This window comes from Rhodococcus sp. DK176, assembly GCF_038447315.2.
GTDB lineage: Bacteria > Actinomycetota > Actinomycetes > Mycobacteriales > Mycobacteriaceae > Rhodococcus_F > Rhodococcus_F jostii_A.
Genome location: NZ_CP118321.2, coordinates 6,223,278 through 6,247,050, shown reverse-complemented (window position 1 = coordinate 6,247,050; position 23,773 = coordinate 6,223,278). Strand labels below are relative to the sequence as shown.

General features: G+C 68.6%; 20 protein-coding genes and 1 pseudogene. 11 read left to right on the top strand and 10 right to left on the bottom strand.

Features of this window, described 5'->3' with window-relative positions; all coding sequences use genetic code 11:
- The first annotated feature begins 33 nt into the window (after positions 1-33).
- The 5 genes from PSR88_RS29050 to PSR88_RS29030 all read left to right on the top strand — a co-directional run bounded on the left by PSR88_RS29050 (position 34) and on the right by PSR88_RS29030 (position 5,938).
- On the top strand, positions 34-864 hold the full coding sequence (locus tag PSR88_RS29050) for an SDR family oxidoreductase (RefSeq protein ID WP_016883448.1): 831 nt from the start codon (positions 34-36) through the stop codon (positions 862-864).
- Positions 861-2,294 (top strand): aldehyde dehydrogenase family protein, encoded by a 1,434-nt coding sequence (locus PSR88_RS29045; protein ID WP_016883449.1) that lies wholly within the window; start codon positions 861-863, stop codon positions 2,292-2,294. The genes PSR88_RS29050 and PSR88_RS29045 overlap by 4 nt, the downstream gene beginning before the upstream one ends.
- Before the next feature lie 67 nt (positions 2,295-2,361).
- Positions 2,362-3,522 carry an acyl-CoA dehydrogenase family protein gene (locus PSR88_RS29040; protein ID WP_011597839.1) on the top strand — a complete coding sequence of 387 codons (1,161 nt, stop codon included), beginning with the start codon at positions 2,362-2,364 and terminating at the stop codon, positions 3,520-3,522.
- A 101-nt stretch (positions 3,523-3,623) separates the two neighbouring features.
- Positions 3,624-5,225 carry a thiamine pyrophosphate-binding protein gene (locus tag PSR88_RS29035; protein ID WP_016883450.1) on the top strand — a complete coding sequence of 534 codons (1,602 nt, stop codon included), beginning with the start codon at positions 3,624-3,626 and terminating at the stop codon, positions 5,223-5,225.
- 77 nt (positions 5,226-5,302) lie between these two features.
- On the top strand, positions 5,303-5,938 hold the full coding sequence (locus PSR88_RS29030; protein WP_011597837.1) for a TetR/AcrR family transcriptional regulator: 636 nt from the start codon (positions 5,303-5,305) through the stop codon (positions 5,936-5,938).
- Positions 5,939-5,941: 3 nt separating this feature from the next.
- On the opposite strand, the gene PSR88_RS29025 is transcribed toward PSR88_RS29030, so the two are convergent.
- From PSR88_RS29025 to PSR88_RS29015, 3 genes are read right to left on the bottom strand one after another with little or no spacing between them, the layout of a single operon-like run.
- Positions 5,942-7,906, bottom strand: coding sequence for an FAD-dependent oxidoreductase (locus tag PSR88_RS29025; protein WP_016883451.1), 1,965 nt, complete (start codon positions 7,904-7,906; stop codon positions 5,942-5,944).
- Positions 7,907-7,911: 5 nt separating this feature from the next.
- The gene (locus PSR88_RS29020) at positions 7,912-9,402 is read right to left on the bottom strand and encodes a cytosine permease (protein WP_037197395.1); all 1,491 of its coding nucleotides are present in this window, start codon (positions 9,400-9,402) and stop codon (positions 7,912-7,914) included.
- Positions 9,402-9,563, bottom strand: coding sequence for a hypothetical protein (locus PSR88_RS29015; protein WP_016883453.1), 162 nt, complete (start codon positions 9,561-9,563; stop codon positions 9,402-9,404). The genes PSR88_RS29020 and PSR88_RS29015 overlap by 1 nt, the downstream gene beginning before the upstream one ends.
- 129 nt (positions 9,564-9,692) lie before the next feature.
- Here PSR88_RS29015 and PSR88_RS29010 point away from each other — a divergent pair, with 129 nt between their 5' ends.
- Positions 9,693-11,093, top strand: a complete 1,401-nt coding sequence (locus tag PSR88_RS29010; RefSeq protein ID WP_016883454.1) for an FAD-dependent oxidoreductase — start codon at positions 9,693-9,695, stop codon at positions 11,091-11,093.
- A gap of 83 nt (positions 11,094-11,176) precedes the next feature.
- Here PSR88_RS29010 and PSR88_RS29005 read toward each other — a convergent pair whose 3' ends face one another.
- The 5 genes from PSR88_RS29005 to egtA all read right to left on the bottom strand — a co-directional run bounded on the left by PSR88_RS29005 (position 11,177) and on the right by egtA (position 15,970).
- On the bottom strand, positions 11,177-11,659 hold the full coding sequence (locus PSR88_RS29005) for a hypothetical protein (RefSeq protein WP_016883455.1): 483 nt from the start codon (positions 11,657-11,659) through the stop codon (positions 11,177-11,179).
- A 73-nt stretch (positions 11,660-11,732) separates the two neighbouring features.
- Complete coding sequence (gene egtD / locus PSR88_RS29000; RefSeq protein ID WP_016883456.1) at positions 11,733-12,707, bottom strand: L-histidine N(alpha)-methyltransferase; 975 nt, start codon at positions 12,705-12,707, stop codon at positions 11,733-11,735.
- Complete coding sequence (gene egtC, locus PSR88_RS28995) at positions 12,704-13,450, bottom strand: ergothioneine biosynthesis protein EgtC (RefSeq protein ID WP_029539514.1); 747 nt, start codon at positions 13,448-13,450, stop codon at positions 12,704-12,706. The genes egtD and egtC overlap by 4 nt, the downstream gene beginning before the upstream one ends.
- 1 nt (position 13,451) lies before the next feature.
- Positions 13,452-14,756 (bottom strand): ergothioneine biosynthesis protein EgtB, encoded by a 1,305-nt coding sequence (egtB, locus tag PSR88_RS28990; RefSeq protein ID WP_016883458.1) that lies wholly within the window; start codon positions 14,754-14,756, stop codon positions 13,452-13,454.
- A complete protein-coding gene (gene egtA / locus PSR88_RS28985; RefSeq protein WP_016883460.1) occupies positions 14,756-15,970 on the bottom strand; it encodes an ergothioneine biosynthesis glutamate--cysteine ligase EgtA in 1,215 nt (404 codons plus the stop codon). Before egtA ends, egtB begins: the two co-directional genes overlap by 1 nt.
- Positions 15,971-16,116: 146 nt before the next feature.
- On the opposite strand from egtA, the gene PSR88_RS28980 reads away from it, so the two are divergent.
- The 3 genes and pseudogenes from PSR88_RS28980 (at position 16,117) to PSR88_RS28970 (ending at position 19,059) form a co-directional block, all read left to right on the top strand.
- Complete coding sequence (locus PSR88_RS28980; protein ID WP_016883461.1) at positions 16,117-17,292, top strand: aminotransferase class V-fold PLP-dependent enzyme; 1,176 nt, start codon at positions 16,117-16,119, stop codon at positions 17,290-17,292.
- 21 nt (positions 17,293-17,313) lie between these two features.
- A pseudogene (locus tag PSR88_RS28975) lies at positions 17,314-17,460 on the top strand (PPOX class F420-dependent oxidoreductase); the annotation flags it as partial.
- 126 nt (positions 17,461-17,586) lie between these two features.
- Positions 17,587-19,059, top strand: coding sequence for an FAD-dependent oxidoreductase (locus PSR88_RS28970; protein ID WP_016883462.1), 1,473 nt, complete (start codon positions 17,587-17,589; stop codon positions 19,057-19,059).
- Between the two features lie 6 nt (positions 19,060-19,065).
- Here the strand turns inward: PSR88_RS28970 and PSR88_RS28965 are convergent, their stop codons facing one another.
- Together PSR88_RS28965 and PSR88_RS28960 are read right to left on the bottom strand one after the other, a co-directional pair.
- Positions 19,066-20,316, bottom strand: coding sequence for a GAF domain-containing protein (locus tag PSR88_RS28965; protein ID WP_016883463.1), 1,251 nt, complete (start codon positions 20,314-20,316; stop codon positions 19,066-19,068).
- Positions 20,313-22,100, bottom strand: a complete 1,788-nt coding sequence (locus PSR88_RS28960) for a flavin-containing monooxygenase (protein ID WP_011597822.1) — start codon at positions 22,098-22,100, stop codon at positions 20,313-20,315. The genes PSR88_RS28965 and PSR88_RS28960 overlap by 4 nt, the downstream gene beginning before the upstream one ends.
- Before the next feature lie 333 nt (positions 22,101-22,433).
- Between PSR88_RS28960 and PSR88_RS28955 the strand changes: the two genes are divergently transcribed.
- Together PSR88_RS28955 and pth are read left to right on the top strand one after the other, a co-directional pair.
- On the top strand, positions 22,434-23,057 hold the full coding sequence (locus tag PSR88_RS28955; protein ID WP_009478948.1) for a 50S ribosomal protein L25/general stress protein Ctc: 624 nt from the start codon (positions 22,434-22,436) through the stop codon (positions 23,055-23,057).
- Positions 23,058-23,165: 108 nt separating this feature from the next.
- Complete coding sequence (gene pth / locus PSR88_RS28950) at positions 23,166-23,738, top strand: aminoacyl-tRNA hydrolase (RefSeq protein ID WP_016883464.1); 573 nt, start codon at positions 23,166-23,168, stop codon at positions 23,736-23,738.
- The last annotated feature ends 35 nt before the right edge of the window (positions 23,739-23,773 follow it).

Here is a 23,773-nt window from a genome sequence, read left to right as displayed (position 1 = left end):
CCGCATCCCGAGACAGCACAGGAGAACCATGCGATGACCGACACCCACTCCCCCGGCCTCGTCCCGAACACCGCCGACGAATTCGAAGGCCGCGTCGCCGTCGTCACGGGTGGCGGCTCCGGAATCGGGCGCGCCGTCGCGATGCGGTGGGCGGCCGCGGGCGGCACCGTCGTCGTCTTCGGCCGCAGGCAGAACATGCTCGAGGACACCGTCCGGGCGGCCGAGGGGGTCGGCGGGAAAGCCCAGGCAGTGGTGTGCGACGTGCGGGATTCCGACGCCGTGGACGCCGCAATCGACGGGGTGGTCGATCGCTACGGCCGCCTCGACGCCCTCGTCAACAACGCCGCAGGCAACTTCGTGGTTCCCAGCGAGGACCTCTCGCCGGGCGGGTGGAAGGCCGTCGTGGACATCGTCCTGAACGGCACGTTCTACTGCACCCGCGCAGCGGGCCGCCACATGCTGGCGACCGGTCGCGGCACCATCCTCAACACCATCGCCAGCTACGCGTGGCACGGTCATCCCGGCACCGTCCACAGTGCGGCAGCCAAGGCGGGTGTCGTCGCGATGACGCGCACGCTGGCCGTGGAATGGGGCGGACGCGGCGTCCGGATCAACTGCATCGCACCGGGACCGACCGAAACCGAGGGAGCCGGGGCGGCCCTGTGGCCCACCGAGCAGGATCGCGCCCGCGTGCTGTCGAGTGTCCCGGCTGCTCGATTCACGACGCCGGAGGAAGTCGCCGAATCCGCGGCCTTCTTGCTCAGCGACCGCTCCGGCTACATCACCGGCGAGGTCCTCGTCACCGACGGCGGCCAATGGCTCGGCAAGTCCGTGTACACGGATTCGCGAGCGGCGGCCCGATGACCACCACGATTCACACCACCTGGGACCGCAGCTCGATCCTCGTCGGCGGGGACTGGATTCCCGTCACCGACTGCACGCAGGTGCACGACCCGGCCACCGAGGCCGTGATCGGCCGGTCGGCGTCGGCCGGAGCCGACCACGTCGATGCCGCCGTCGCGGAGGCACGTTCCGCCGGAACAGCTTGGGGTGCAAGCGCTCCCGGGGATCGCGCCGACATCCTCGACGACCTGTGCACCCACCTGCGCGCGCGGAGGCAGCTCCTCGTCGACACCACCGTCGCGGAAGTGGGAGCCCCGGTGACCGTGGCCGAGGAAGCGCACATCGACCTCGGTATCGAGATCCTCGCATCGTATGCGCGGCTCGCGAGGGACCTTCCGTTCCGGGAACGGCTGGGCCGGACGGTGCTGCTGCGCCGTCCCGCGGGTGTCGTCGCCTGCATCACGCCGTGGAACTACCCCTTCTACCAGCTCGCAGCCAAGGTGGGAGCGGCTCTCGCGGCGGGATGCACCACCGTCGTCAAGCCGGCCGAACTCACTCCGCTGTCCACCTACCTGTTCGCCGACGCCGCACTCGATGCCGGCGTTCCGCCCGGGGTCCTGAACCTGGTTCCGGGCAGCGGTCGAACGGTAGGGGCCGCGCTGGCCGCGCATCCCGGGGTCGACGTGGTGTCCTTCACCGGCTCCACCGCCGTCGGCAGGGGCGTCGCGCACGCCGCCGCCGAATCCCTGAAACGCGCGTGCCTCGAACTCGGCGGCAAATCGGCCTCCGTGGTGCTCGGCGATGCCCCACTGCCGGCGGCGGTCACCGCGACCGTCGACGCCGCCATGCTCAACTCGGGTCAGACGTGCAGCGCGTGGACTCGCCTACTCGTGCCGCGCGCACGGTACGAGGAGGCGGTCGAACTCGCCGCCGACCACGCCGACACGTTGCGCGTGGGTGATCCCCGGGATCGCGCGACGCAACTCGGCCCGGTGATCTCGGCTGCGCAGCGACGCTCGATCGCGGAGGCGGTCGACGCGGCGGTCGCCGGCGGGGCCCGCCTGGCAGCGGGAGGTTCCGGTGTGCCCGCCGGCCTGGAAACGGGCCACTACCTGCGGCCGACCGTGCTCGCCGAAGTCGGACCGCACGACCCGATCGTGCGTGACGAGATCTTCGGGCCGGTGCTGGTCGTCCTTCCGCACGACGGCGACGAGGACGCTATCCGGCTCGCCAACGACAGCGACTACGGGCTCGGCGGCGCCGTGTGGTCGGCCGACCCGGAACGCGCACTGGGCGTCGCGGCCCGGATGGACACCGGTCAGGTCGACATCAACGGCGCCCCGTTCAACCCCGAGGCCCCGTTCGGCGGCTGGAAGTCCTCCGGCCTGGGCCGGGAGCTCGGCCGGTTCGGCGTCGAGGAGTTCACCGAGCTGACGGCGGTGCAGCACTGACCCGACGCACCCCACACGCCCCAGTCCCGCACCGACACAACCGTATTCGAAGCGAAGGAACCGAGAAATGACCACCACCAACATCCCCGCCTGGCCCCTGACCGACGAGCAGAAGCAGATCATAGAGCTGTGCCGGGACTTCGCGCAGAAGGAGATCCGGCCCCGCGGCCGGGAGGTCGACGAGGCGGATGTCGTGACGCCCGTCGACATCTTCGCCAAGGCCGCCGCGGTCGGCATCACCGACTTCATGATCCCCGAGGAGTTCGGCGGAGGCGGCATGGGCGACGTCTTCACCCAGTGCCTGGTGCAGGAGGAACTGTGCTGGGGCGACCCCGGCATCGGAAACCTCTTGTGCTCCAACGGCTTCTTCTCCGATCCGATCATGGTCCTCGGCACCGAGGAACAGAAGAAGCAGTGGCTCGGCCCCCTCACCGGTCCGAAAGCTCCGATGACCTCGCTGGCCACCACCGAACCGGGATCCGGCTCGGATGCGGCGTCGATCGTCACCACGGCCGAGCGTGTCGACGGCGGCTACCGGCTGAGCGGGCAGAAGGCGTGGATCTCCAACGCCGGCGCCGCCCAGTTCTACGTCGTGTTCGCCAAGACCGACCGCACGCAGCGGTCCGGTGGCGTCTCCGCGTTCCTCCTCGAGAAGGGCGCCGAGGGAATGACCTTCGGTGAGCCGATGAAGAAGATGGGACAGCGCGCCATCGTGTGCCGGGAGATCTTCTTCGACAACGTGTTCGTCCCCGAGGAGAATCGTCTCGGCGAGGAAGGACAGGGTTTCTACGGTCTGATGGGCACTTTCGACATCTCCCGGGTCGTCCTCGGGGCGGCCGCCGTCGGCGCTGCGCGCGCCGCCTACGAGTACGCCCTCGACTACGCCAAGACACGGAAGCAGTTCGGGGTGCCGATCATCGAGCATCAGGCCGTCGCATTCCGGCTGGCAGACATGGCGACGCGGATCGAATCCGCCCGGCTGCTGGTCCATCACGCCGCCCGCATCATCGACAGCGGCGGCAACGCCCGGGGCATCGCCGCCATGGCGAAACTGACGGCGTCCGAAACCGCCATGTTCGTCACGCACGCCGCGGTGCAGACGCTCGGCGGTTGGGGCTATTCCCGCGAGTACCCCGTCGAGCAGTGGATGCGCGACGTGAAACTGGAGGAGATCGAGGAAGGCACGTCCGACATCATGAAGCTCGTCATTTCCCGGAACCTGGACTGATCCCCGCGGGTGCGGGGCGGAGAGACGCCTTCGCCCCGCACCCGTCCGGGTACCCGCGCACCATCCGCACACGAACACGCACAGCCCATGGGAGGGCATCGATGACAAGCCAGAACGGCGGCCAGGCACTCGTCGCGGCTCTCGCCGCACACGGAGTCGACACGGTCTTCGGAATTCCGGGCACCCACAACCTCGCCGTCTACGCCGCCTTGGCCGACTCGCCGATCCGCTCCGTCCTGACCCGGCACGAGCAGGGGGCCGGTTACGCCGCCGACGGATATGCCCGCGTGACGGGCAAACCCGGCGTGTGCCTGACCACCACCGGCCCCGCCATCCTCAATGCCGCTGCCGCGGCGGCGCAGGCGTGGTCGGATTCGGTCCCGGTTCTCTTCATCTCACCGGCCCTGCCGCTCACCCACCCGGGGAGGGGAAACGGCTACCTCCACGAGGTGAAGAACCAGCAGGCCGCGCTCGAGGCGATCGTGTCCTACAGCCACCGGGTCACCAGCGTCGCCGAGATCCCCCGCGCGATCACCTACGCTTTCGCCGCCATGAGCTCCGGCAGACCACGACCGGTGCACATCGAGATCCCCGTCGACATCCTCGACGCGGAAGCCGACGTCCGGATCGTGGCACCGGTCCGGTCCGCTCCGCTCGCCGCTCCCCTGCACGCGGTGACCGACGCGGCACAGCGTCTCGCCGCCGCACAGTCTCCCGTGCTGATCGTGGGCGGCGGGGCCCGCTCGGCGGCACCGCAGGTCCGCGCCCTCGCCGAACGTCTGTCCGCTCCCGTGGTCACGACGACCAACGGGAAGGGAGTCCTCGACGAGGACCACCCTCTGTCGGTGGGAGCCGGCGTTCACCATCCGTCGGTCCGCGCCGTGCTCGAGGCCGCCGACTGCGTTCTCGCGATCGGGACGGAGTTCGCACCCTCCGACTTCTGGTACGGCCCGGTCGAACTGGACCACAAGCTGATTCGCATCGACGTCGACCCGACGTCGATGACCACGAACGCCGATCCCGCCATCCGCCTGCTGGGTGATGCCGGGACCACGGTGTCGCAACTGCTCGACGTCACGAAGATGCGCGAGGATCCCGGCGCCTGCGAGCGGGCCGCGTCGCTCCGACGGGGGCTGCGCGCCGATGCCGCCGCCGAGGGCGCTCCGTGGCTGGACATGATGGCCGCCATCGCACCGGTCGTCGACGAATCCACGGTGATCGCCGGGGACAGCACGATGGCCTGCTATTACGGTGCGCTGTCGAACCTCACCGTGCACCGCCCCGGCGGATTCCTGTACCCGACGGGACAGGGAACGCTGGGATACGGTCTGCCCGCTGCGATCGGCGCGTCAGTCGCCGACCCGGACGCGCGGATCCTGGCGATCCTCGGGGACGGCGGGGTGATGTTCACGCTTCCCGAGCTCGCGACCGCGGCACAGCTCCGATTGCCGCTGCCCATCGTCGTCGTCGACAACGACGGTTACGGCGAGATCCGCAACGAGATGGCGGACCGCGGCGACACCGTCCACTCGGTCGCGCTCGGCGGCATCGACTTCCCCGCCGTGGCGCGGGCGATGGGATGTCACGGACGAGCCGTCGAGTCCCCCGCGGCGCTGACGGACGCGATCACGGCGGCCTTCGACGCGGATCGCCCGACCCTCCTGCACATCCGTGAGAACAGCAGGGCAACGCAGCAGGGGTGACGGCTACGCTGGTTCGGCCGAACTCTCGACTACGGTCTCTGTAGACGAGACGTCACATCCTAGGAGTTGAGAGCGCGATGCCACGCCCCAGCGTTGAAGCGGAACGTCGAGAACAGATCCTTCAAGCGACGTGTGAAGCCATCGCCGAACTCGGCTTCCGCGCAGTCCGGATCGCCGACGTCGCGACACGGGCCGGGGTGAGCAACGGGACGATCCACTACTACTTCGATTCCAAGGATGCGCTGCTGCATGCGGCGTTCCAGTTCAACTTCGAGCACTCGCTGGAACGACGGCGATGGATCATGGAGAAGAGCGACGTCCCGCTCGTGCGGCTCCACCGGCTCGTGGAGTCGTATCTGCCCGCCGGGCCGGAGACGATCACGGCCTGGCGGGTGTGGGTGGAGCTGTGGGCGTCCGCACTCGGCAACGTCGAACTCCAAGAGCTCAACGACACCGTGTACGGAGAGTGGCGCGGGGTGGTTCGGGAGACCGTCGAGGCAGGTGTCGAGCAGGGCGCTCTGCGGGTGAAGGATCCCGGGGCCGCCACCGACATGCTCCTCGGTCTTCTCGACGGCCTCGCGATCCAGGTGCTCACCGGCTCCACCCTGATGACTCCGACGCGGATGCGGGCGGTGTGCGACGACTTCATCGACGCCATCACCGTCGACAAGCACCGGGTCGCGTCGTCCGCCCGCAAACGCACCACGAAGTAACCGTCAGAGCGCCGATGCGACGGTGAGCCCTTCCAGCACAGCTTCTTCCACGGTGCGCGGCGACAAGCAGTCGCCGACGGCATGGATCCGCTCCCGCGGGAACCCGTCGACCTCCAGCAGGTCGGTGACCGACGCGTGTCCCTGGGCGAGAACGACTGCGCTGACACCGTCGACCAGCACGGGCCGTTCGGTGAGCGTGTGCTGCAGATAGGCCGTGTCGTCGTCCGCGCCGCGCAAACGGACGTTGGGCAGGATCTCGACCTTCGCCTCCACCGCCGCGGCCACCATCGCGTTCCGCACGTACTGCTGGAGGTGTTCGCCCGCAGCGTATCCGGTGACCGCGAGCGTGACGCGGTGGCCGAGCCGGGCGAGGTGGTTCGCGACACCCAGCCCGATCCAGTCGCCGCGCCAATCGGCGACGAGGACCCTGCCTGCGGGGAATGTGTGCCCGCGGATCACGTCCCACGCCTCCACCATATGAGGCTCGTCGAGGGTCTCGATCCCGGGGCGGAACGGCCTCGCACCGGTCGCGACGATCAGCTCGTCGGGTTGCTCCGACCTGACCAGTCCGGGGTCGACCGTCGTTCCGGTCACGAACCGCACACCCGCCCGGCGCGCCTCCCCCTCCAGGTTGGTCACGGCGCCACCGAACTCGCTCCTGCCCGGTAGCAGTTCGGCCAGCAGCACCTGGCCTCCCACCCGGGATGCCGCCTCGTACAGGGTCACCCGGTGCCCACGTTCCGCGGCCACCGCGGCCGCTTTCAGCCCACCTGGTCCGCCGCCGATCACCATGACGCTCTTCGGCCGGCGTGTGATCTGCAGAGCTCCGAAGCGCACTTCGCGGCCGGTCTCCGGATGTTGGATGCACGAGATCGCGCACCCTCGCTGGAAATGCCCCATGCACGCCTGATTGCAGCCGATGCACGCGCGAATCGAATCGACTTCGCTGCGTTCGGCTTTCGCCGGCATCGCGGGGTCGCAGATGAGGGCGCGGGTCATCGCGCACGCGTCGGCCTGCCCCTGCGCGATCACCGCGTCTCCCTCGTGCGGTTGATTGATCCTGCCCGCCACGATCACCGGAACCCGGACCACCGATTTGACGGCCGCGGCCAGCGGAGCGGTGTAGGCGGCGGACTCGGTCATCGGGGCGGCGATGTGCACCGCGCCCGACAGACTCGACGAACTCCCGGCGCACACACTGACGTAATCGAGCAGTCTGTCCGCGTCCAGCGACGCGCACACCGCCTGCGATTCGTCCGGCCGCAGTCCGTCGCTGCCCATCTCGTCGCCGGAAATCCTCATCCCGACCACGAAGTCGCGGCCGACCGCCGCACGGACGGCCGCGAGTGCGGCACGGAGGAACCGCTGGCGATTCTCCGCCGACCCGCCGTACTCGTCCGTGCGGAGGTTGGTGCGGGGGTTGAGGAACTGCGCCGGTAGATAGCCGTGGCTCGCGACGATCTCGACGCCGTCGAGTCCGGCGCGCTGCAGTCTCCGTGCAGCGTCGCCGTACCCCTGCACGACCGCGTCGATCTCGCCCGCCGTCATCGCTCTCGGCATCACGTGGAAGCGTTCACTCGGCACGGCGGACGGTGCCAGCGCGACGGGAGTGGACCCGTCCTGCGACTCCAGGATCTCCCGGCCGGGATGGAAGATCTGCCCGACGACGACACACTCGTGGCGGTGACAGACGTCGGCGATGCGCCGGTACCCCGGGATGCAGTCGTCGTCCGTCGCCATCAGCACGTGGGACGTGTAGCGGGCGGTCTCGTGAACACCTGCGACCTGGACCACGATCATGCCGGCACCACCGGCGGCGCGGGCTTCGTGGTAGGCGACCAGTTCGGCGGTCACCTTCCCCTGCTGCACGAGAACGGTGTCGTGCCCGGAGGACACGATACGGTTCGCGAGCGTCACGTTCCCGATGCGGAGCGGGGAGAACAGGTGGGGAAAGAGCTGTGACGTCATAGCTTTCACCTTTCGGCACCGGCGGCGACGCGGGGCCGACGGTCGTAGCCGCCGAGTCCGAGCGGCTGCACGAACGTCTTGGTCAACACGGCGTGGAGCGTGCCTGCGACGAGGAACGCCGGAATCGACGCGGTGGTGTACGGAAAGATCGCGGACGGGATGTAGGTGACCGGATTGAGCAGCAGTGCGTACGTGGCCGCGCCGGCAGCCACGGAGGCGAACGCGAAGGCGTTGACACCACCCCAGTACCCGTAGCAGGAGCACGCACTGGGCAGGTACAGGTCGCGGATCCGCAGGACACCCCGCCGCAACAGGAAGAAGTCGACTATCTGCACTGCGCACAGCGGTGCCACGAGGATCGCACCCCAGGACAGGAAGCGACCGTAGTTGTCGTAGACGGCCGAGGGGAAGAAGACGAGGATCGCCGCGGGTCCGAGGATGAATGCCACCAGTACGGGCCAGGGCGTGCCGCGGAGCAGCTTCCCGCCACCGCCTTTGAGCGCCACCATGGAGGCGTATCCCTGGGAGAGGATGGCGGTGACGTTGGCGAGGCCGATGACGATCAGGGCCAGGACGCCCAGCACGACGCCGGCGAGCGGGATCATCCACTCCGTCGGATCTTCGAGGTTCAGCGCCAGCGCCGCGAAGACACCGACGACCGCCGCGGCCACGGACGCGGCGAAGAGTCCGAGCCAGTTCGGCCAGAACGCCGCACGCGGGCCCCGGGTGAGCCGCGCCAGGTTTCCGACGTTCGGCCACCACGCGAACCCGCCGGCGATGTTCAGTTCGATCGCGACCATGAAACTGGTGTGCGGATTGCTCTCCGGGTCGAGCGGCGGGAGACTGGCCAACTCGGACCAGGATCGCTTGGTGAACACCATGACGAGAATTCCGACGATGATGAGGACGAGGACGGGTGCGATCACCCGGCACACGGACTCGACCGAGACCGGTCCCCGGGCAAGCACGAGCCAGGACAGGACCACCGCCACCAGCCCCAACAGGCTCACTGCCGCACCGGTCTGGGAGATCTCGACCCCGAAGACGTTGTCGATGACGTTCACCAGGCCGTGCCCGAACATGATGGCCAGGACAGCCGACCACGCCGCCGCGAAGAGCGTGGAGATCACGACCATCACGATTCGGGCGCCGTTGCTGCCGAATACGCTGCGCAGTCCGACGAACTGCTCGATGCCGTACTTCGCCGACGGCAGGCATGGCGCGAGCGAGACGAGGAAGACGCTGATCGCGTAGCCGATGACGATGCTGGCGATCGCCTGTACCGCGCCGACGTAGTACGCGACGGCGGCGCCCTGCAGAAACGCCCAGGTGGCCACGGCCAAGCCGATGTTGACCGCCGAGTAGTCCCAGAAGCCCCAGATCCGCTCCGCCGGCAACAACGGCAGTTCGTTCATCGTGGCGTCCGTGCCGTCGTCGCCGGTGCCGCCGGCACTTCCCGGTTCCGTGGTGCGGTCCAGCCGCTGCCCGTCCAGCATCAGTACGCCCACCACGACATGACGGTGATCGTGACGACGATCCCGGCGATCGCCGCCGCGACGTCCCGCCACGGAAGGTCGGGCAGGATCATCCCGCCACCGTCGGGGGATTCCAGGAGGAGTAGTCGTCTCTCGAGTTCCTGTTCGAATGCGTCGTCCACGCGATCCCCATTTCTGATTGGTGGGCCAGTTATCAATAGTTTGTGGCACGGGTCACATCGTGTCAACCCTCGAATCCTCCCGCAGGAAAGCGGAATTGAGTATTGACTGGCGAGCCAATCAAGAACAGGATGCTCGTCATGACGAACACGAAGGATCACCCGACTGCACTACCGGCCCGCGTTCGGACCGTCGTCGTCGGCGCGGGATACGCAGGCCTGTCCGCCGCACTCTCGCTGCACGACGACGGCATCGACACCGTGATCCTCGAGGGATCCGGCCGCGTCGGCGGAAGGGTGTGCTCCGAACGGACGAGGGACGGTGTGGTCGTCGACCACGGCGGGCAGTGGGTCGGCCCCACCCAGAAACATCTGCTCGCCCTCGCCGAACGCTTCGCCTGCCCGACCTTCCCCACGTACAACACGGGCGAGCACCTCGAACTGTGGCCCGACGGTGTGCAGCGGCGGTACACCGGTGCCGGTCCCGTCGACGGCCCCGGCATGGCCGAATATCTGGCTGCCGCCGATCGCATCGACGAACTCGCGCGGACCGTCGACCTCGACGATCCCACGGCCACTCCGGACATCGAGGGGTGGGACAGCGAGACCGTCCACTCCTACTTCGAGCGGACCGTCGCGAACGAAGACGCCCGTCGGCGACTCGCGCTCGCCGTCGAGGGGGTGTGGTCGATCGAGCCCCGCGATCTGTCGCTGTTCCATCTGCTGTTCTACGTCGCATCGGCCGGCGGATTCGACCAGCTGATGGAAACCGAGGGTTGCGCGCAGGAGCGCCGATTCAGGGACGGAGCACAGTCGACGGCGCTGGCCGTCGCAGATCATCTCGGCGACCGGGTCCACATGGATACGGCTGTGCGCCACGTCGAGCACACCAGCGACGGCGTTCGGATCGAGACCACTCGGGGAACGATTCTCGCCGACACCGTCGTCATGGCACTGCCGCCGTCGGCCACCCAGCGAGTCACGTTCACTCCCCCGCTGCCGGTCTCGCGCACACGATGGGTCGAACGCAGCCCGATGGGCGACGTCGCGAAGGTGCACGCCGTCTTCGACACCCCGTTCTGGCGCGCCGACGGACTGTCCGGCCAGGCCACGATCTACGGCGACCGCGCCGTCGGCGTCGTGTTCGACAACTCCCCCGCAGATGCCGAACACGGTGTGCTCGTGTGCTTCGTCTACGGTGACCGCCAGCGGTCCTGGTCGGCGCTCTCCGACGACGACCGCCGAGCCGCGATCATCGACATTCTCGTCGAACTCTTCGGCGACCGCGCCGCGTCACCGATCGACTACACCGAGAAGATCTGGCCGCAAGACGTGTGGGCGCGAGGAGGATACGCGGCGAGCCCTACCCCCGGAACGTGGTTCGCACACGGGCACGACGGCTGGCGTGCTCCCGCGGACCGCATCCACTGGGCGGGCTCGGAGACCGCGAGCATCTGGAACGGCTACATCGACGGCGCAATCTCCTCCGGGGCGCGCGCTGCCGAGGAGATCCGGAAGCAACTGTCCCACTGAACGAACGGGACGCTCGTTCGATCTGACGCAACGAGCGTCCCGTTCGTGCGGGGGCGGAGCAGCGCGGGGATCCGCGAGGACGCTCAGGGGACGAAGAAGTACCCCAGGCCCGGAACGATCGTCGCCGAGGATTCGCCGAGGACGGTCGCCGTCACGTGCCCCGACCCTGTGGGCACGTCGACGACCGGTTCTCTGCCCGGCATTCCGAAACTGCCCGACGGAACGGTCACTGTTCCGGTCGCCCCCGTGCTGAGATTGAGCCACCGCACCGTGGTGGCGGAGGTGTACGTCGTGCAGTTCGCTCCCGGGGTGAACGCCGGGCACATGCTCGTCGCCGACAGCCGCGCGACGCCCGGTCCCGGACTCGCGCCGGTCGATGCGGCGAGCGACACCGTGGCGAAGGGAAACGGGTCACCGATGACCCCGGTGAACGGGACCTGGAACGCCGTCGTGGTCACCGACACCGGATCCGGTACGGCGGCGGCGATGCCGGCGGACGCGGTGGTGAGCGCCACCGCTGCGGCGCAGGTGCCGAGAGCGAGGACAGCGAGCTTCGAAGGACGCACAAGTTCTCCTCGGGTCGATTGCGCACTACGCGGTCACTATAAGCGCGATCGTGCCCGAAGTTGATCTTGTCGGTCAGTTCCGCGCGGCGCACACCAGCGCGAAGCGGTCGTCGGGATCGGTCCAGGTGCGGTCGACGTCGAATCCCGCCTCTGCCAGCTCCCGTCGGATCCCGTCGAGGGTGAACTTGGCCGAGATCTCCGTCCGCAGCTGCTCACCCGCGGTGAACTCCACATCCAGATCCAGTTCGCCCACGCGGATCGACATCGCACGCTCGGCCTCGAGCCGCATCTCGATCCACTCGTTGTCGGCGTCCCACAGCGCGACGTGCCGGAACTCGTCCACCGGGAAGTCGGCGTCGAGCTGCGTGTTGAGTACCTGCAGGACGTTGCGGTTGAAGTGGGCTGTCACCCCGGCGGCGTCGTCGTATGCGGGGACGAGGACGGCGGGATCGATCACCAGTCCGACACCGAGGAGGAGGTGCTCCCCCGGTTCGAGGACGTCGGCGATTCCGGAGAGGAATTCCGCCCGCTCGGCCGGCACCATGTTTCCGAGGGTGCCACCGAGGAACGCGATCGTGCGGCGGCCACCGCGAGGAAGGTGGTGCAGCGACTCGGTGAAGTCGCTGACGACGCCGCGCACGGTCAGATCCGGGAACTCCACGCCGATCTGCTCCGCCGCACCCTCTAGCGCGGACACCGACACGTCCTGCGGTACGTACGTGTGGAGACTTCCGTGCCGCGTACCGGCGCCCAGCAGGAGCCGTGTCTTCTCCGACGACCCCGATCCGAGTTCCACGAGAATCTCCGGCGCCGCGACCTCGGCGATCTCCCCCGAATACCGTCTGAGCAGTTCCCGTTCCGTACGCGTCGGGAAGTATTCGGGCAACGCGGTGATCTGCTCGAACAGCTCGCTCCCGCGGGCGTCGTAGAAGTATTTGGGAGGCAGCCATTTCGGGTTCGACGTGAGCCCGACGGTGGCGTCCTTGCGCAGAGCGGCCTTCAGCTGCTCGGGCTGCAGGTACACCTCGAGGGTCGGTGTGGTGGTCATCGTGCTCCCATCTCGAGCGGGGTGACGATCAGGCGTCCGGGGCGTGCGCTGACGAAGTGACGGTCCGGAATCGATTGCCATGCGGGGTTGTCGTCGTAGGGTTCGGACATCACGATGGCCCGCTCGTCGTCGACGAGCACCGACAGCGAGTGATGCCAGGTGGTGGCCCACAGTTCGCTGCCGTTGCCCAGCAGCAGATTCAATCGCGAGTTCGGGGCCGCGGCGACGACGTCCTGTACGAGCGCACTCATCGCCTTCTCGGGGTCCTGTTCGCCGAGCGCCCGGCGTAGGAGCAGCCACAACGCCGCCGAGTCGGTCGGTGCCTCGAGTTGCAGCAGATCGTTCACGGGGAGCTCCGCGGCGAGCGCGCCGAGCGACTCCGGCCACCCGCGGACCACCCCGTTGTGGCTGAAGGCCCAGGTCTCGTCGGAGAACGGTGCACAGGCCGTGTGTTGCACGGGCATCCCGACCGTCGCCGACCGTGCGGCGGCCACCACTGCGCGGGAGCGGATGTTCGGCAACGTCTCTCGCACGACGGGGTCGGACCAGAGCGGCTGGGCGCTGCGGTAGCGGGAGAAACCGTCCGATCCCCACCAGCCCACACCGAATCCGTCGGCGTTGACGGTTCCGCCGCCTCTCATGTCGCGTGGCGCGTAGGACTGGCGCAGGAGCGAGTTCTCGCCGCGACTCAAGAGGTCGCCCACCGACTGTTCCGGTCCCAGATAGCCCAGGTGTCGGCACATCTCAGCGGTCGTCCCCCGGAAGGTCCCGAGCACAGCGGAATCCGGAGAAGATCTGTCTCCGGATCGGGTGGTCCCAGTTGCGAAACGTCCCACGGCACGCCACCGGGTCGGTGCCGAACGAACCGCCACGCAGCACGCGGTAGTCGCCGCCGTAGAACACCTCCGAGTATTCCCGGTACGGGAATGCCGAGAACCCGGGATAGGGCTCGAACGGCGACGACGTCCACTCCCACACGTCGCCGATCAGCTGATGGACGCCCAGCGGCGATGCCCCCGACGGATATGCCCCGACCACCGCCGGACCGAGGTGACGTTGCCCGAGGTTGGCGAGCGAGGAGTCGGGTTCGGCGTCGCCCCAGGGGAATCGGCGCGACCGGCCGGTGAACGGATCCCACCGCGCGGCCTTCTCCCATTCGGCTTCGGTCGGAAGTCTCTTGCCGTCCCAGCACGCGAACGCCTCGGCCTCGAAGAAGCAGACGTGGACGACCGGTTCCTGGAGATGGATCGGCTCGGTCACCCCGAACCTTCGTCGCCACCAGGTTCCGCAACCGTCGTTCTCCCAAAATTGGGGAGCATCCAACCCGGCTTCGAGGCGGTGCGCCCATCCCCGCTCACTCCACAACTCGGGCCGCGCGTAACCTCCGTCGTCCATGAACTCGAGGTAGCGGCCGTTGGTGACGGGGACGGCGTCGATCACGAACGCCGGAACGTGCACGCGGTGCGCGGACCTCTCGTTGTCGAGCGCCCACGGATCGTCCGACGTTCCCATCGTGAATTCGCCGGAGGGAATGACCACTTCGTCCTCGTCGATCGCCCCGCCGACACGCGGTGCGCTCTCCGCGGCCAGCACAGCCGGGCCGGTGCGCAGTTGATGGGTGGCGAGCATCGTTTCGGCATGCTGCTGCTCGTGCTGCGCGATCATGCCGAACGCGAATCCGTTCTCCTCGAGCGGCCGGCCCCGGAACGTGCTGCGGTCGAGAACATCCCACGACTTGTCTCGAACGGTACGTACGTATTCCCTGGCCTCGTCCGGGTTCAGCAGCGGCAGGGACGGCCTGGAGTTCCTCGAATGTTTGAATGCGTCGTACAACTCGTCGATGTCGCGGCGGACCGGTTCCCGGCCTCCGACGTCCCGCACGAGCCACAGCTCTTCCTGATTGCCGATGTGCGCGAGATCCCACACGAGCGGGCTCATCAACGGGGAATGCTGTGCAACGAGGTCCTCCCCGTCCACACAGTCCGTCAACCCCGCGGTGCGCTCCCGCGCCCGTGTCAACACAGTCTCGATCTTTTCGCGGGTACCCATCAGCGTTCCTCGCTCGGTGCCTGGCCCCGGCAACATCGTTCGGCGGCGGCATCGAGCAGTCTGACGAATTCGGGGTCGGGCGAGTACGCCGCCGCCAGCGACAGCAGAGCTGTTGCCGCAGCGCGCAGTTCGAGGTCGGCCAGGCCGAACTCGGCCGCGTCCCGCCAGCGTTCGGCGGTGGGCAGCGCCGCGTCGAGTGCCTCGGCCATGGCGCCTGGGCCCGACAGCAGCGCGTCGATCGCCGCGATGGGAACCCGCCACTGGTCGCCCGGTTGCGCGTCGAGGTACCGCACCTCGAGATGACCGGCCGCGCGCACGGGCGGAAACAGGGTGGTGAGGTGGTAGTCGAGGTCGGCGGGCGTCGGGCGACCGATCACGTCGTCCAGTGCGCCCTCGACCCAGTCCGCGAAAGTTGCACCGTCGGGCGCTGTCCAGTCCGTTCCGTCGTTGCGGATGCACAGCAACGGCACGTCCAGCACCCACCCCGCATAGTCCGCGACGTGCGGGGTTCCGATGGTGCGCGGCGAATCGAGTTCGAGCCACGTTCGCATCCGCTGCGACGCCCATTGCCCGTCGGGTACCCCGTAGAGCCGCGGCGAACACGCGAAGGCCGCGATCAATGCGGGACCGATGGCATGAAGCAGGTGCCACCGCTTCTCCACCGCAACCGGATCGGCCCCGGCGTCCACGCTGATCTGCGTTGCGGCGGTGTTGCACATCATCAGCTTCCCGAAGGGCCCGATGCCGGTGAAACGGGATTCCATGGCGCAGTAGCGCGGCGATTGGAGGAGACGTTGCGCGGGCCGGCGGGTGTCCGCGGCCTCGGACGACATGAGGATCGATCGGGAAGACAACAGGTCCGTGAGAACCGCCTGATCGGCGGCGAGATAGTCGCACAATTCGCGTGCGGAGTAATAGGGGGCGCTGGACAGTTCGATCTGTCCGCCGGGTTCGACCGTGACGGCGCTGCCACCGGGAAGGGGCTGAGCAGGAGAAGTAGGATCGATGGTTCTGGGGGTGTGCGGCCCGAGAGCTTCGGCGAGAGCGGCGAGGTCGGGTCGCACGTATTCCGGCAGTTGCGCGGTCAGCCACTCCAATTCCGCGCCGATCAGCTGCGGTGGCCCCAGTTTGAAGCAGACACCACCCAGGTACGCCTCCGCCGCCGGCCGCGACGTGAAACACGTTGCCTCGACGGACTGAACTGCAGTAGCCATTCGACCCTCCCCTTCGGGCGCCGCCTGAACGTCGTTATCGACATTAGAGCGCCTCGGCCGTCGATGCACGCCCCATCGGCATACTTTTCGAGGAACCTGCACGGGTACGTTCGAGTCCAGTCACCGCAAAAAGGGAGGTATCGGACATGCTCGACCTCGAGCAGGCGCGACGGGACACCCCGGGCTGCCTCGACAAGGTGTTCCTCGACAGCGCGGGCTCCTCGCTTCCGCCGACCCCGGTCCTGGACGCCGTGTTCGCGCACCTGCGCCGGGAGGCCGACGTGGGCGGCTACGTCGCGGCCGCCGAACGGGCCGACGACCTCGCCGCCGTGAAGTCGTCCCTTGGCCGGCTGATCGGGGCGAGCGCCGACAGCATCGCCCTGGTGGACAGCGCCACCACCGCCTGGAACGACTTCTTCCATGCCGTTCCGCTCGAGGCCGGGGACCGTGTGCTGATCTCGGAGGTCGAGTACGCCAGCAACGCCATCGCCGTCCTGCAGCGGGCCCGATCCGTGGGCGCGACGGTCGACGTGATCCCCAGCGACCCCGCAGGCCAGATCGACGTCGCCGCCCTCGAAACGCTTCTCGACGACCGGGTCCGTCTCGTGTCCCTCGTGCACGTGCCCACCAACGGCGGCCTGGTCAATCCCGTCCGTGAGGTGACGGAGCTGGCACACTCGCACGGCGCGCTGGTGCTGCTCGACGCGTGTCAGTCCGTCGGCCAGATCGCCCTCGACGTGAGCGAGCTGGGCGTCGACGCACTCTCGGCCACGGGCCGCAAATGGCTTCGTGCACCTCGGGGCACCGGCTTCCTGTACGTCCGGCCGGAACTGGCCGCGACCCTCGAGCCGGCCGCCCTCGACCTGCACAGCGCGGAGTGGACCGCGGCCGATGCGTACCGGCTCGCCACCGATGCCAGCCGGTTCGAATTCTGGGAATGCGACGTCGCCGCACGCCTCGGACTCGGGGTGGCGGCCGACTATCTCCTCGACCTCGGTGTGGCCGAGGTCGAGGCGGCCGTTGCTGCCGGGGCCGAGCACCTCCGGTCGGGGCTCGCGGCGATCCCCGGTGTCACCGTGCGCGACCTCGGCGCCCGCCGCTGCGGAATCGTCTCGTTCACCGTCGACGGGTTCGATCCCGGCGACGTCCGGAAACAGCTGGCTGCCCGCAACGTCACCGTCACAGCCAGCCTGCGCGGATCGACACTGCTGGACATGAGCGCCCGCGGACTGGACGCCGTGGTGCGGGCATCGCCGCACTATTTCTGCTCCCCGGACGACCTCGACCGGTTCCTCGCGGAGGTGCGGACGCTCGCGAACTAGCGCAGTAAGCGCGAACTCCCCCCGGGCCGGGCGGCCGAGCACACGCGGCTGCGCACTTTTCCCGACGTCCGGATCCGTCCGTGCACGTGGTCCGGCAAGCCGACGGGCCCGCAGGCGCAGGCCACGGCGCGACTGCTGTCCGGCGAGGAGGCGCGGGCTGCGGGCGCTCGCCGACCTCCGGACGCGACGTCCCACTGACCGGGAGATCCACCGATTCGGGTTTTGTAACAGGTTACAGTTTGAGGGTAACCCACGTCACACCACACCCGTGACCGCCCGAGAGGACTTCCACCCATGGTCGACGCCACACCGATCCGCCCCCGGTCCGCAACAACGGTCACCGAGTGGGACTACGAGGCCGACGTCGTGGTCGCCGGTTACGGCATCGCCGGTGTGGCCGCCTCCATCGAGGCCGCGCGCGCCGGCGCCGACGTCCTGGTCCTCGAACGCACCAGTGGCTGGGGCGGTGCCGCCGCTCTCGCCGGCGGCTTCATCTACCTCGGCGGAGGAACGCCGCTGCAGAAGGCGTGCGGGTTCGACGACTCCCCCGAGAACATGAAGACGTTCATGATGGCGGCGCTCGGCCCGGGCGCCGACGAGGAGAAGATCACCGACTACTGCGAGGGCAGCGTCGAGCACTACAACTGGCTCGTCGACTGCGGTGTCCCGTTCAAGGCGAGCTTCTGGGGCGAACCCGGCTGGGAACCCCCGTTCGACGACGGACTCATGTACTCCGGCGGCGAGAACGCGGCGCCTTTCAACGAGATCGCGACCCCCGCACCGCGCGGCCACGTTCCGCAGATGGACGGCAAGAGGACCGGCGAGAAGGGCGGCGGCTACATGCTGATGAAGCCGCTCGTCGAGACCGCCGAAAAGCTCGGGGTCCGAGCCGAATACGACATGCGCGTCCAGACTCTCGTCACGGACGACACCGGTCGCGTCGTCGGGATCGTCGCCAAGCAGTACGGCAAGGAGGTGGCGGTCCGGGCGCGCCGCGGCGTCGTCCTCGCCACCGGCAGCTTCGCCTACAACGACAAGATGATCGAGGCCCATGCGCCGCGACTCATCGGCCGCCCCGGTGCCGCCATCGAGGAGCACGACGGACGGTCGATCCTCATGGCGCAGGCCCTCGGCGCCGATCTCGCCCACATGGACGCCACCGAGGTCGCGTTCGTCTGCGACCCCCAGTTGATCGTCCGCGGCATCCTCGTCAACGGCCGGGGGCAGCGCTACGTTCCGGAGGACACCTACTCCGGGCGGATCGGCCAGATGACCCTGTTCCACCAGGACAACCAGGCATTCCTCATCATCGACGAGGCGTCGTACGAGGAAGGCGCGGCCGCCACCACGGCCACGCCGTTCCTGCGCGTCCAGCCGAAGTGGGCGGCGGAGACTGTCGAGGAACTCGAATCCGACATGGGCCTGCCCGCCGGCGCACTGCAGTCGACCGTCGAGGTGTACAACAAGCACGCCGCCGAAGGATCGGACCCGCTGCTGCACAAGAAGTCCGAGTGGGTGAAGCCGATCGGCACCCCCGTCGCGGCACTCGACCTGCGCGGGTTCACCCTCGGTTTCACTCTCGGCGGCCTGCGGACGACCGTGAACTCCGAGGTACTGCACGTCTCCGGCGAACCGATCCCCGGCCTCTTCGCGGCGGGACGGTGCACGTCCGGCGTGTGCGCGGGCGGCTACGCCAGCGGCACCTCGCTCGGCGACGGCAGCTTCTACGGCCGCCGCGCCGGCATCAGTGCCGCGAAGCAGGCCTGACCGGGCCTACCCGACGAGCCGGACCGTCACGCCGGCCGCGAAGCGGTACGGCTGGGTGCTCAGGACCGCGCCGAGACTCTTGCGCAGACGCGAGACCTCGGCGCGGACCGCCACCACGTGGTCGCGGTCGCCGAACAACGATTCGCTGAGCGAGGCGGCGTCGACGCCCGCCGGTCCCGCGACCGACAGCACCCGCAGGATCTGGGCGTGCCGGGGCGAGAGGGCCCGCGTCCAGTTGACGTCGCCCCGGACCGTCACGTGCGGTGCGTCGCCGAGGTCGAGTTCCAGTTCGATGGCCGTCCCGTCGACGCGCCTGCGCACCAGCCAGCCGTCGCCGAGCGGTTCGGGTACGCACAGCCCGAGCCCCGGGACGAGCAGTGGCCGGTCCAGGCTCGGCGGCGAGACCCGCTCCGGGGCCGCGATGCCACTCGCCTCCGCGACCCACCCGTGCTTGTCGACGACCAGCGCCGGACCGCCCGCCGACGCCAGCAACGGTGCCGCCCTGCCGCGCAGCTTGTCCAGTTGCGCCGTGTGCTCACGCCACAGCGTCGCCTCGGCCAGACGCACCGCGGTGCGGACGAGCGCGACCGTGGTCGGGTGGATCGACATCGCCGACCCACTGATGTCGACCACACCGAGAATCTCACCGGTGCGCGGATCGTGAACCGGCGACCCGGTGCACGACCAGCCGTGATGCGAGGGGGCATAGTGCTCGGCCGAGAACAGTTGCACCGCAGCATCTTCGATCAGCGCCGTGCCGATCGCGTTGGTGCCGACCGCCTGCTCCGCCCAGCGCGCACCCTCCGTGAACCCCAGGGCATCAGCCGCTTTCCGGACCCCGCGGGAACCTTCCCGCCACAACAGGACACCGTCGGCGTCGGCGATGACCACGATGAAGTTCGCATCGTCCGCGACCTGCGTCAACGTGCTGCGCAGTTCCGGGAGCACGGTTCGCAGCGCCGTCCGGGTGCGCCGCGCCTCGATCTCGGAGAAGTCGGCGGGCTCCACGTCCGCGCAGTGGTCCGGGCTGACACCGCCGGCCTGCAGACGGGACCACGACCGCGCCACCACGTCCCGTGGAAGGGCGGGCGGCTGCTGCCCGGACAGCACGGCGTCGTGCACCTGGCTGAGCAGCCGGGCATGTCGCGGCAGATCCACACCGCTTGCCACTGCGGTCAGCCGGTCTGCGGTCGGACGTTCAGCGCTCACAACGCCGAGGCTACCCCCGGCGTTGTGAGCCACACCACTGTCCGTCATCGGATCGGCTGCAACCCTTCCTCCTGGGCCTTGATCTGGAAGGCCAGATACTTCGAGTAGTGCCGGGACTGATGCAGGTTGCCTGCCATGAACCAGAAACCCGGATGACCGGACCGGCGCCACACCGTGCGCAGCTCGCCCTCGGCGTCGAGGCCCCAGACGTCCTGGCAGCGGTCCGCGACCGCGTCGCCGAGGAACTTGCGGGCGCTCTCACGCATGTTCTTGTATCCGGTCGCGAGAACCACCACGTCCACCGGCATCTCGGTGCCGTCGGCGAACACGACCCCGTCCGGGGTGAAGTGATCGATCTCGGTTCCCTGCTTCACCGACACCTCGCCGCTCGCGATCAGCTCGGATGCGCCGACGTCGATGTAGTAGCCGCCGCCGCGTCGCAGGTACTTCATGAACAGGCCACTGCCGTCCTCGCCGAAATCGACCTTGAATCCGGCCTTCCGCAGACCGTCGAGCATCTCCGCGTCCTTCTCGGCGATGGCCTCCGTCGCCCCGGCGTGAATTCCCGCGAGCAACGGGTACGGCAGCGACGCGAAGATCAGGTCGGCGTCCTGCACCGCGGGCCCGCCCTCCTCGTACACGCCGCCGAACAGTCCGGGGATGCCGTGCTTGCTGCTCATCACATACGTGGACGAGCGCTGCAGGATGGTCACGTCCGCACCCTGCTCGTTGAGTTCCTGGGCGATGTCGTGGCCCGAGTTGCAGCAGCCGACGACGAGGGCCTTCTTGCCCTGCATCTCCCGGCCGCCGACGAACCAGCTCGAATGCTCGATGGTTCCCTCGAACGTGTCGGCACCAGCGATCCGCGGAATGTTCGGCACCCCACTCATTCCCGTGGCGAGGACGACGTGCCGGGGGTGCAGCGTGCGGGTGGAGCCGTCGTCGCGGGCGACGGTCACGGTCCATTCGCCGGTGGCGTCGTCATAGCTGCCGCCGGTGAACTCGGTTCCCGTCCACACGTTGAGTTCCATTGCGTCGGCGTAGAACTCGAACCAGTTCGCGAGCTTGTCCTTGGGCGTGAACACCGGCCAGTGGTCGGGGAAGTTCAGGTACGGCAGGTGGTCGTACCAGACCGGGTCGTGCAGGACCAGCGAGTGGTAGCGCTTTCGCCAGCTGTCACCGATCCGGTCGTTTCGCTCCACCAGCAGGGTGTCGACTCCGAGCTGTCCCAGACGGGCGGCGAGGGCGAGACCACCCTGGCCGGCGCCGACGATCACGACGGCCGGCTGCTCGGTCTCGAACTCGCCCTTGGCGGTTCGCCGGTCGAGCCAGTTGATCTTGCCGCGGTGGGCGCCGTGATTCGTGCCCTGAACCCGCCGATGCCCCTTCTTCTCCTCGTGGCCCTTGATCTCCTCCATCGCGCTGATCAACGTCCAGGCGCGCCACTCTCCGTCGTCGTCGCGCCTCAGCCGAACGAAACCGCGGCTGCGGGCCAGGGTCGTCTCGAATGTGAAGAAGGCCTGTATCCAGTCGCCCTCCGGATCAGCCACCGCCTCGGCGGGGTGCGCGGGTGACAGGACGAGGTGGCGCGGCTCGTGCACCGGAACCGAATCCGCGAGGCGCGACTCGATGTCCGCGCGACCGTGTGTGGTGTGCAGATCCCAGGTGAACGACAGCAGGTCGCGCCACCAACCGTCGACCAGGAAGTGCTGGGCGGCCCCGCGCGCGTCGCCTCGTTCGAGGGTGGCACCGAATCCGGCCAGCCAGCGCCGGGCGATGTCACCCGGCTGCGGGATGTTGGTGTCGACGGGTGCGTCGAGTGTGGCGGTCATGGTGTCCTCCGTCGTCGGCAATCGAGAAGTTCGATACCTCTGTGATACGGGTCACAAGGACGGTGCGGCAGGGTTGCATCGGATTGCACCGACCTCACCTCGGCGCCGCGCAGCCTCCCGAGGACACCCGATTAGCAGGTCAGCGGGCCATCCGGTAGAGTTCCATAAGTTGTCTCGGCGAGGGTGAACCAGAAGTTCCAATTGGCTGGCTCACCGTGATCGACGCGGCGACGGCTCTGCTCGAGCGTTTCGCTCCTGGCCGTCGCGTGTTCGTCCCTCGTCGACTCGAACCGCCCGCCAGTTACCACCGTGAGTTGTAGGAGCCGTTTCACCATGTCTGACGAAAATCGCCTCGTAGCCGCCGTGCGCACCGAGTTCGGCAAGGGCGCCGCCCGCCGCGCGCGCCGCGACGGCCAGGTCCCCGCAGTCCTGTACGGCCACGGTGAGGACCCCCGCCACCTGAACGTCCCCTCCCGCGACTTCGCCGCCATCCTGCGCGCGCACGGCACCAACGCCATCCTGACCCTCGACATCGAGGGCAAGGAGCAGGTCGCGCTCACCAAGTCGGTCGTGGTTCACCCGATCCGCAACTACATCGAGCACGCCGACCTCCTCGTCATCAAGAAGGGCGAGAAGGTCACCGTCGACGTTCCCGTCGTCGTCACCGGTGAGGCCGCTGCCGGCACCCTGGTCGCGCAGGACGCCGCCACCATCTCCCTCGAGGCCGACGCGCTGCACATCCCCGAGCAGATCGAGGTCTCGGTCGAGGGCCTCGAGGTCGGCACCCAGATCCTGGCCAACCAGCTCGAGCTGCCCAAGGGTTCCACCCTGCAGGCCGACGAGGAACTGCTCATCGTCAACGTCGTCGCAGCCCCGACCGCTGCCGACCTCGAAGAGGAGACCGGCGAGGCCGCGGCCGAGGCCGAGGCTCCGGCCGAAGAGGGCGCCGAGAGCTGATCCTCTCGCAACCGCACTGATGTCGGCGGCGCGTCGTCCCGGATTGTCCCGGGGTGACGCGCCGCTGTCGTCTGACACGACCCCCTCACGCATGGAAGGACCCTGTCGGTGAGTGAAGACACCGCTCTGGTGGTGGGCCTGGGCAACCCAGGACCGCAGTACGAGAAGACCCGGCACAACGTCGGCTTCATGGTGGCCGGCGTGCTGTCCGCTCGCATGGGTGGCAAGTTCAGCGCGCACAAGAAGAGCGGCGCCGATATCGTCCAGGGCCGACTCGAGGGCCGTCCGACGATCCTCGCCAAGCCGCGGTCGTTCATGAACCTGTCCGGTTCCGCCGTTGCCGGCCTGGCCCGGTTCTTCTCCGTCGATCCGGGCAACATCGTGGTCATCCACGACGAACTCGACCTCGACTTCGGGACCATTCGCCTCAAGCAGGGCGGCGGCGAGGGCGGACACAACGGACTGCGGTCCATCTCGAGCGCGCTCGGCACCAAGGACTATCTGCGCACCCGCGTCGGGATCGGCCGTCCCCCCGGACGGATGGATCCGGCGTCGTACGTGCTGAAGCCGTTCTCCTCGGTGGAACGCAAGGAACTCGACCTGGTCTGCGAAGAGTCGGCCGACGCCGTCGAACTGGTCCTGCGCGTCGGGCTCGAGGCCGCGCAGAACCGCCTGCATTAGGCGCTCCGCGCCCGTGAGTGGTTAACGAGTCTCTG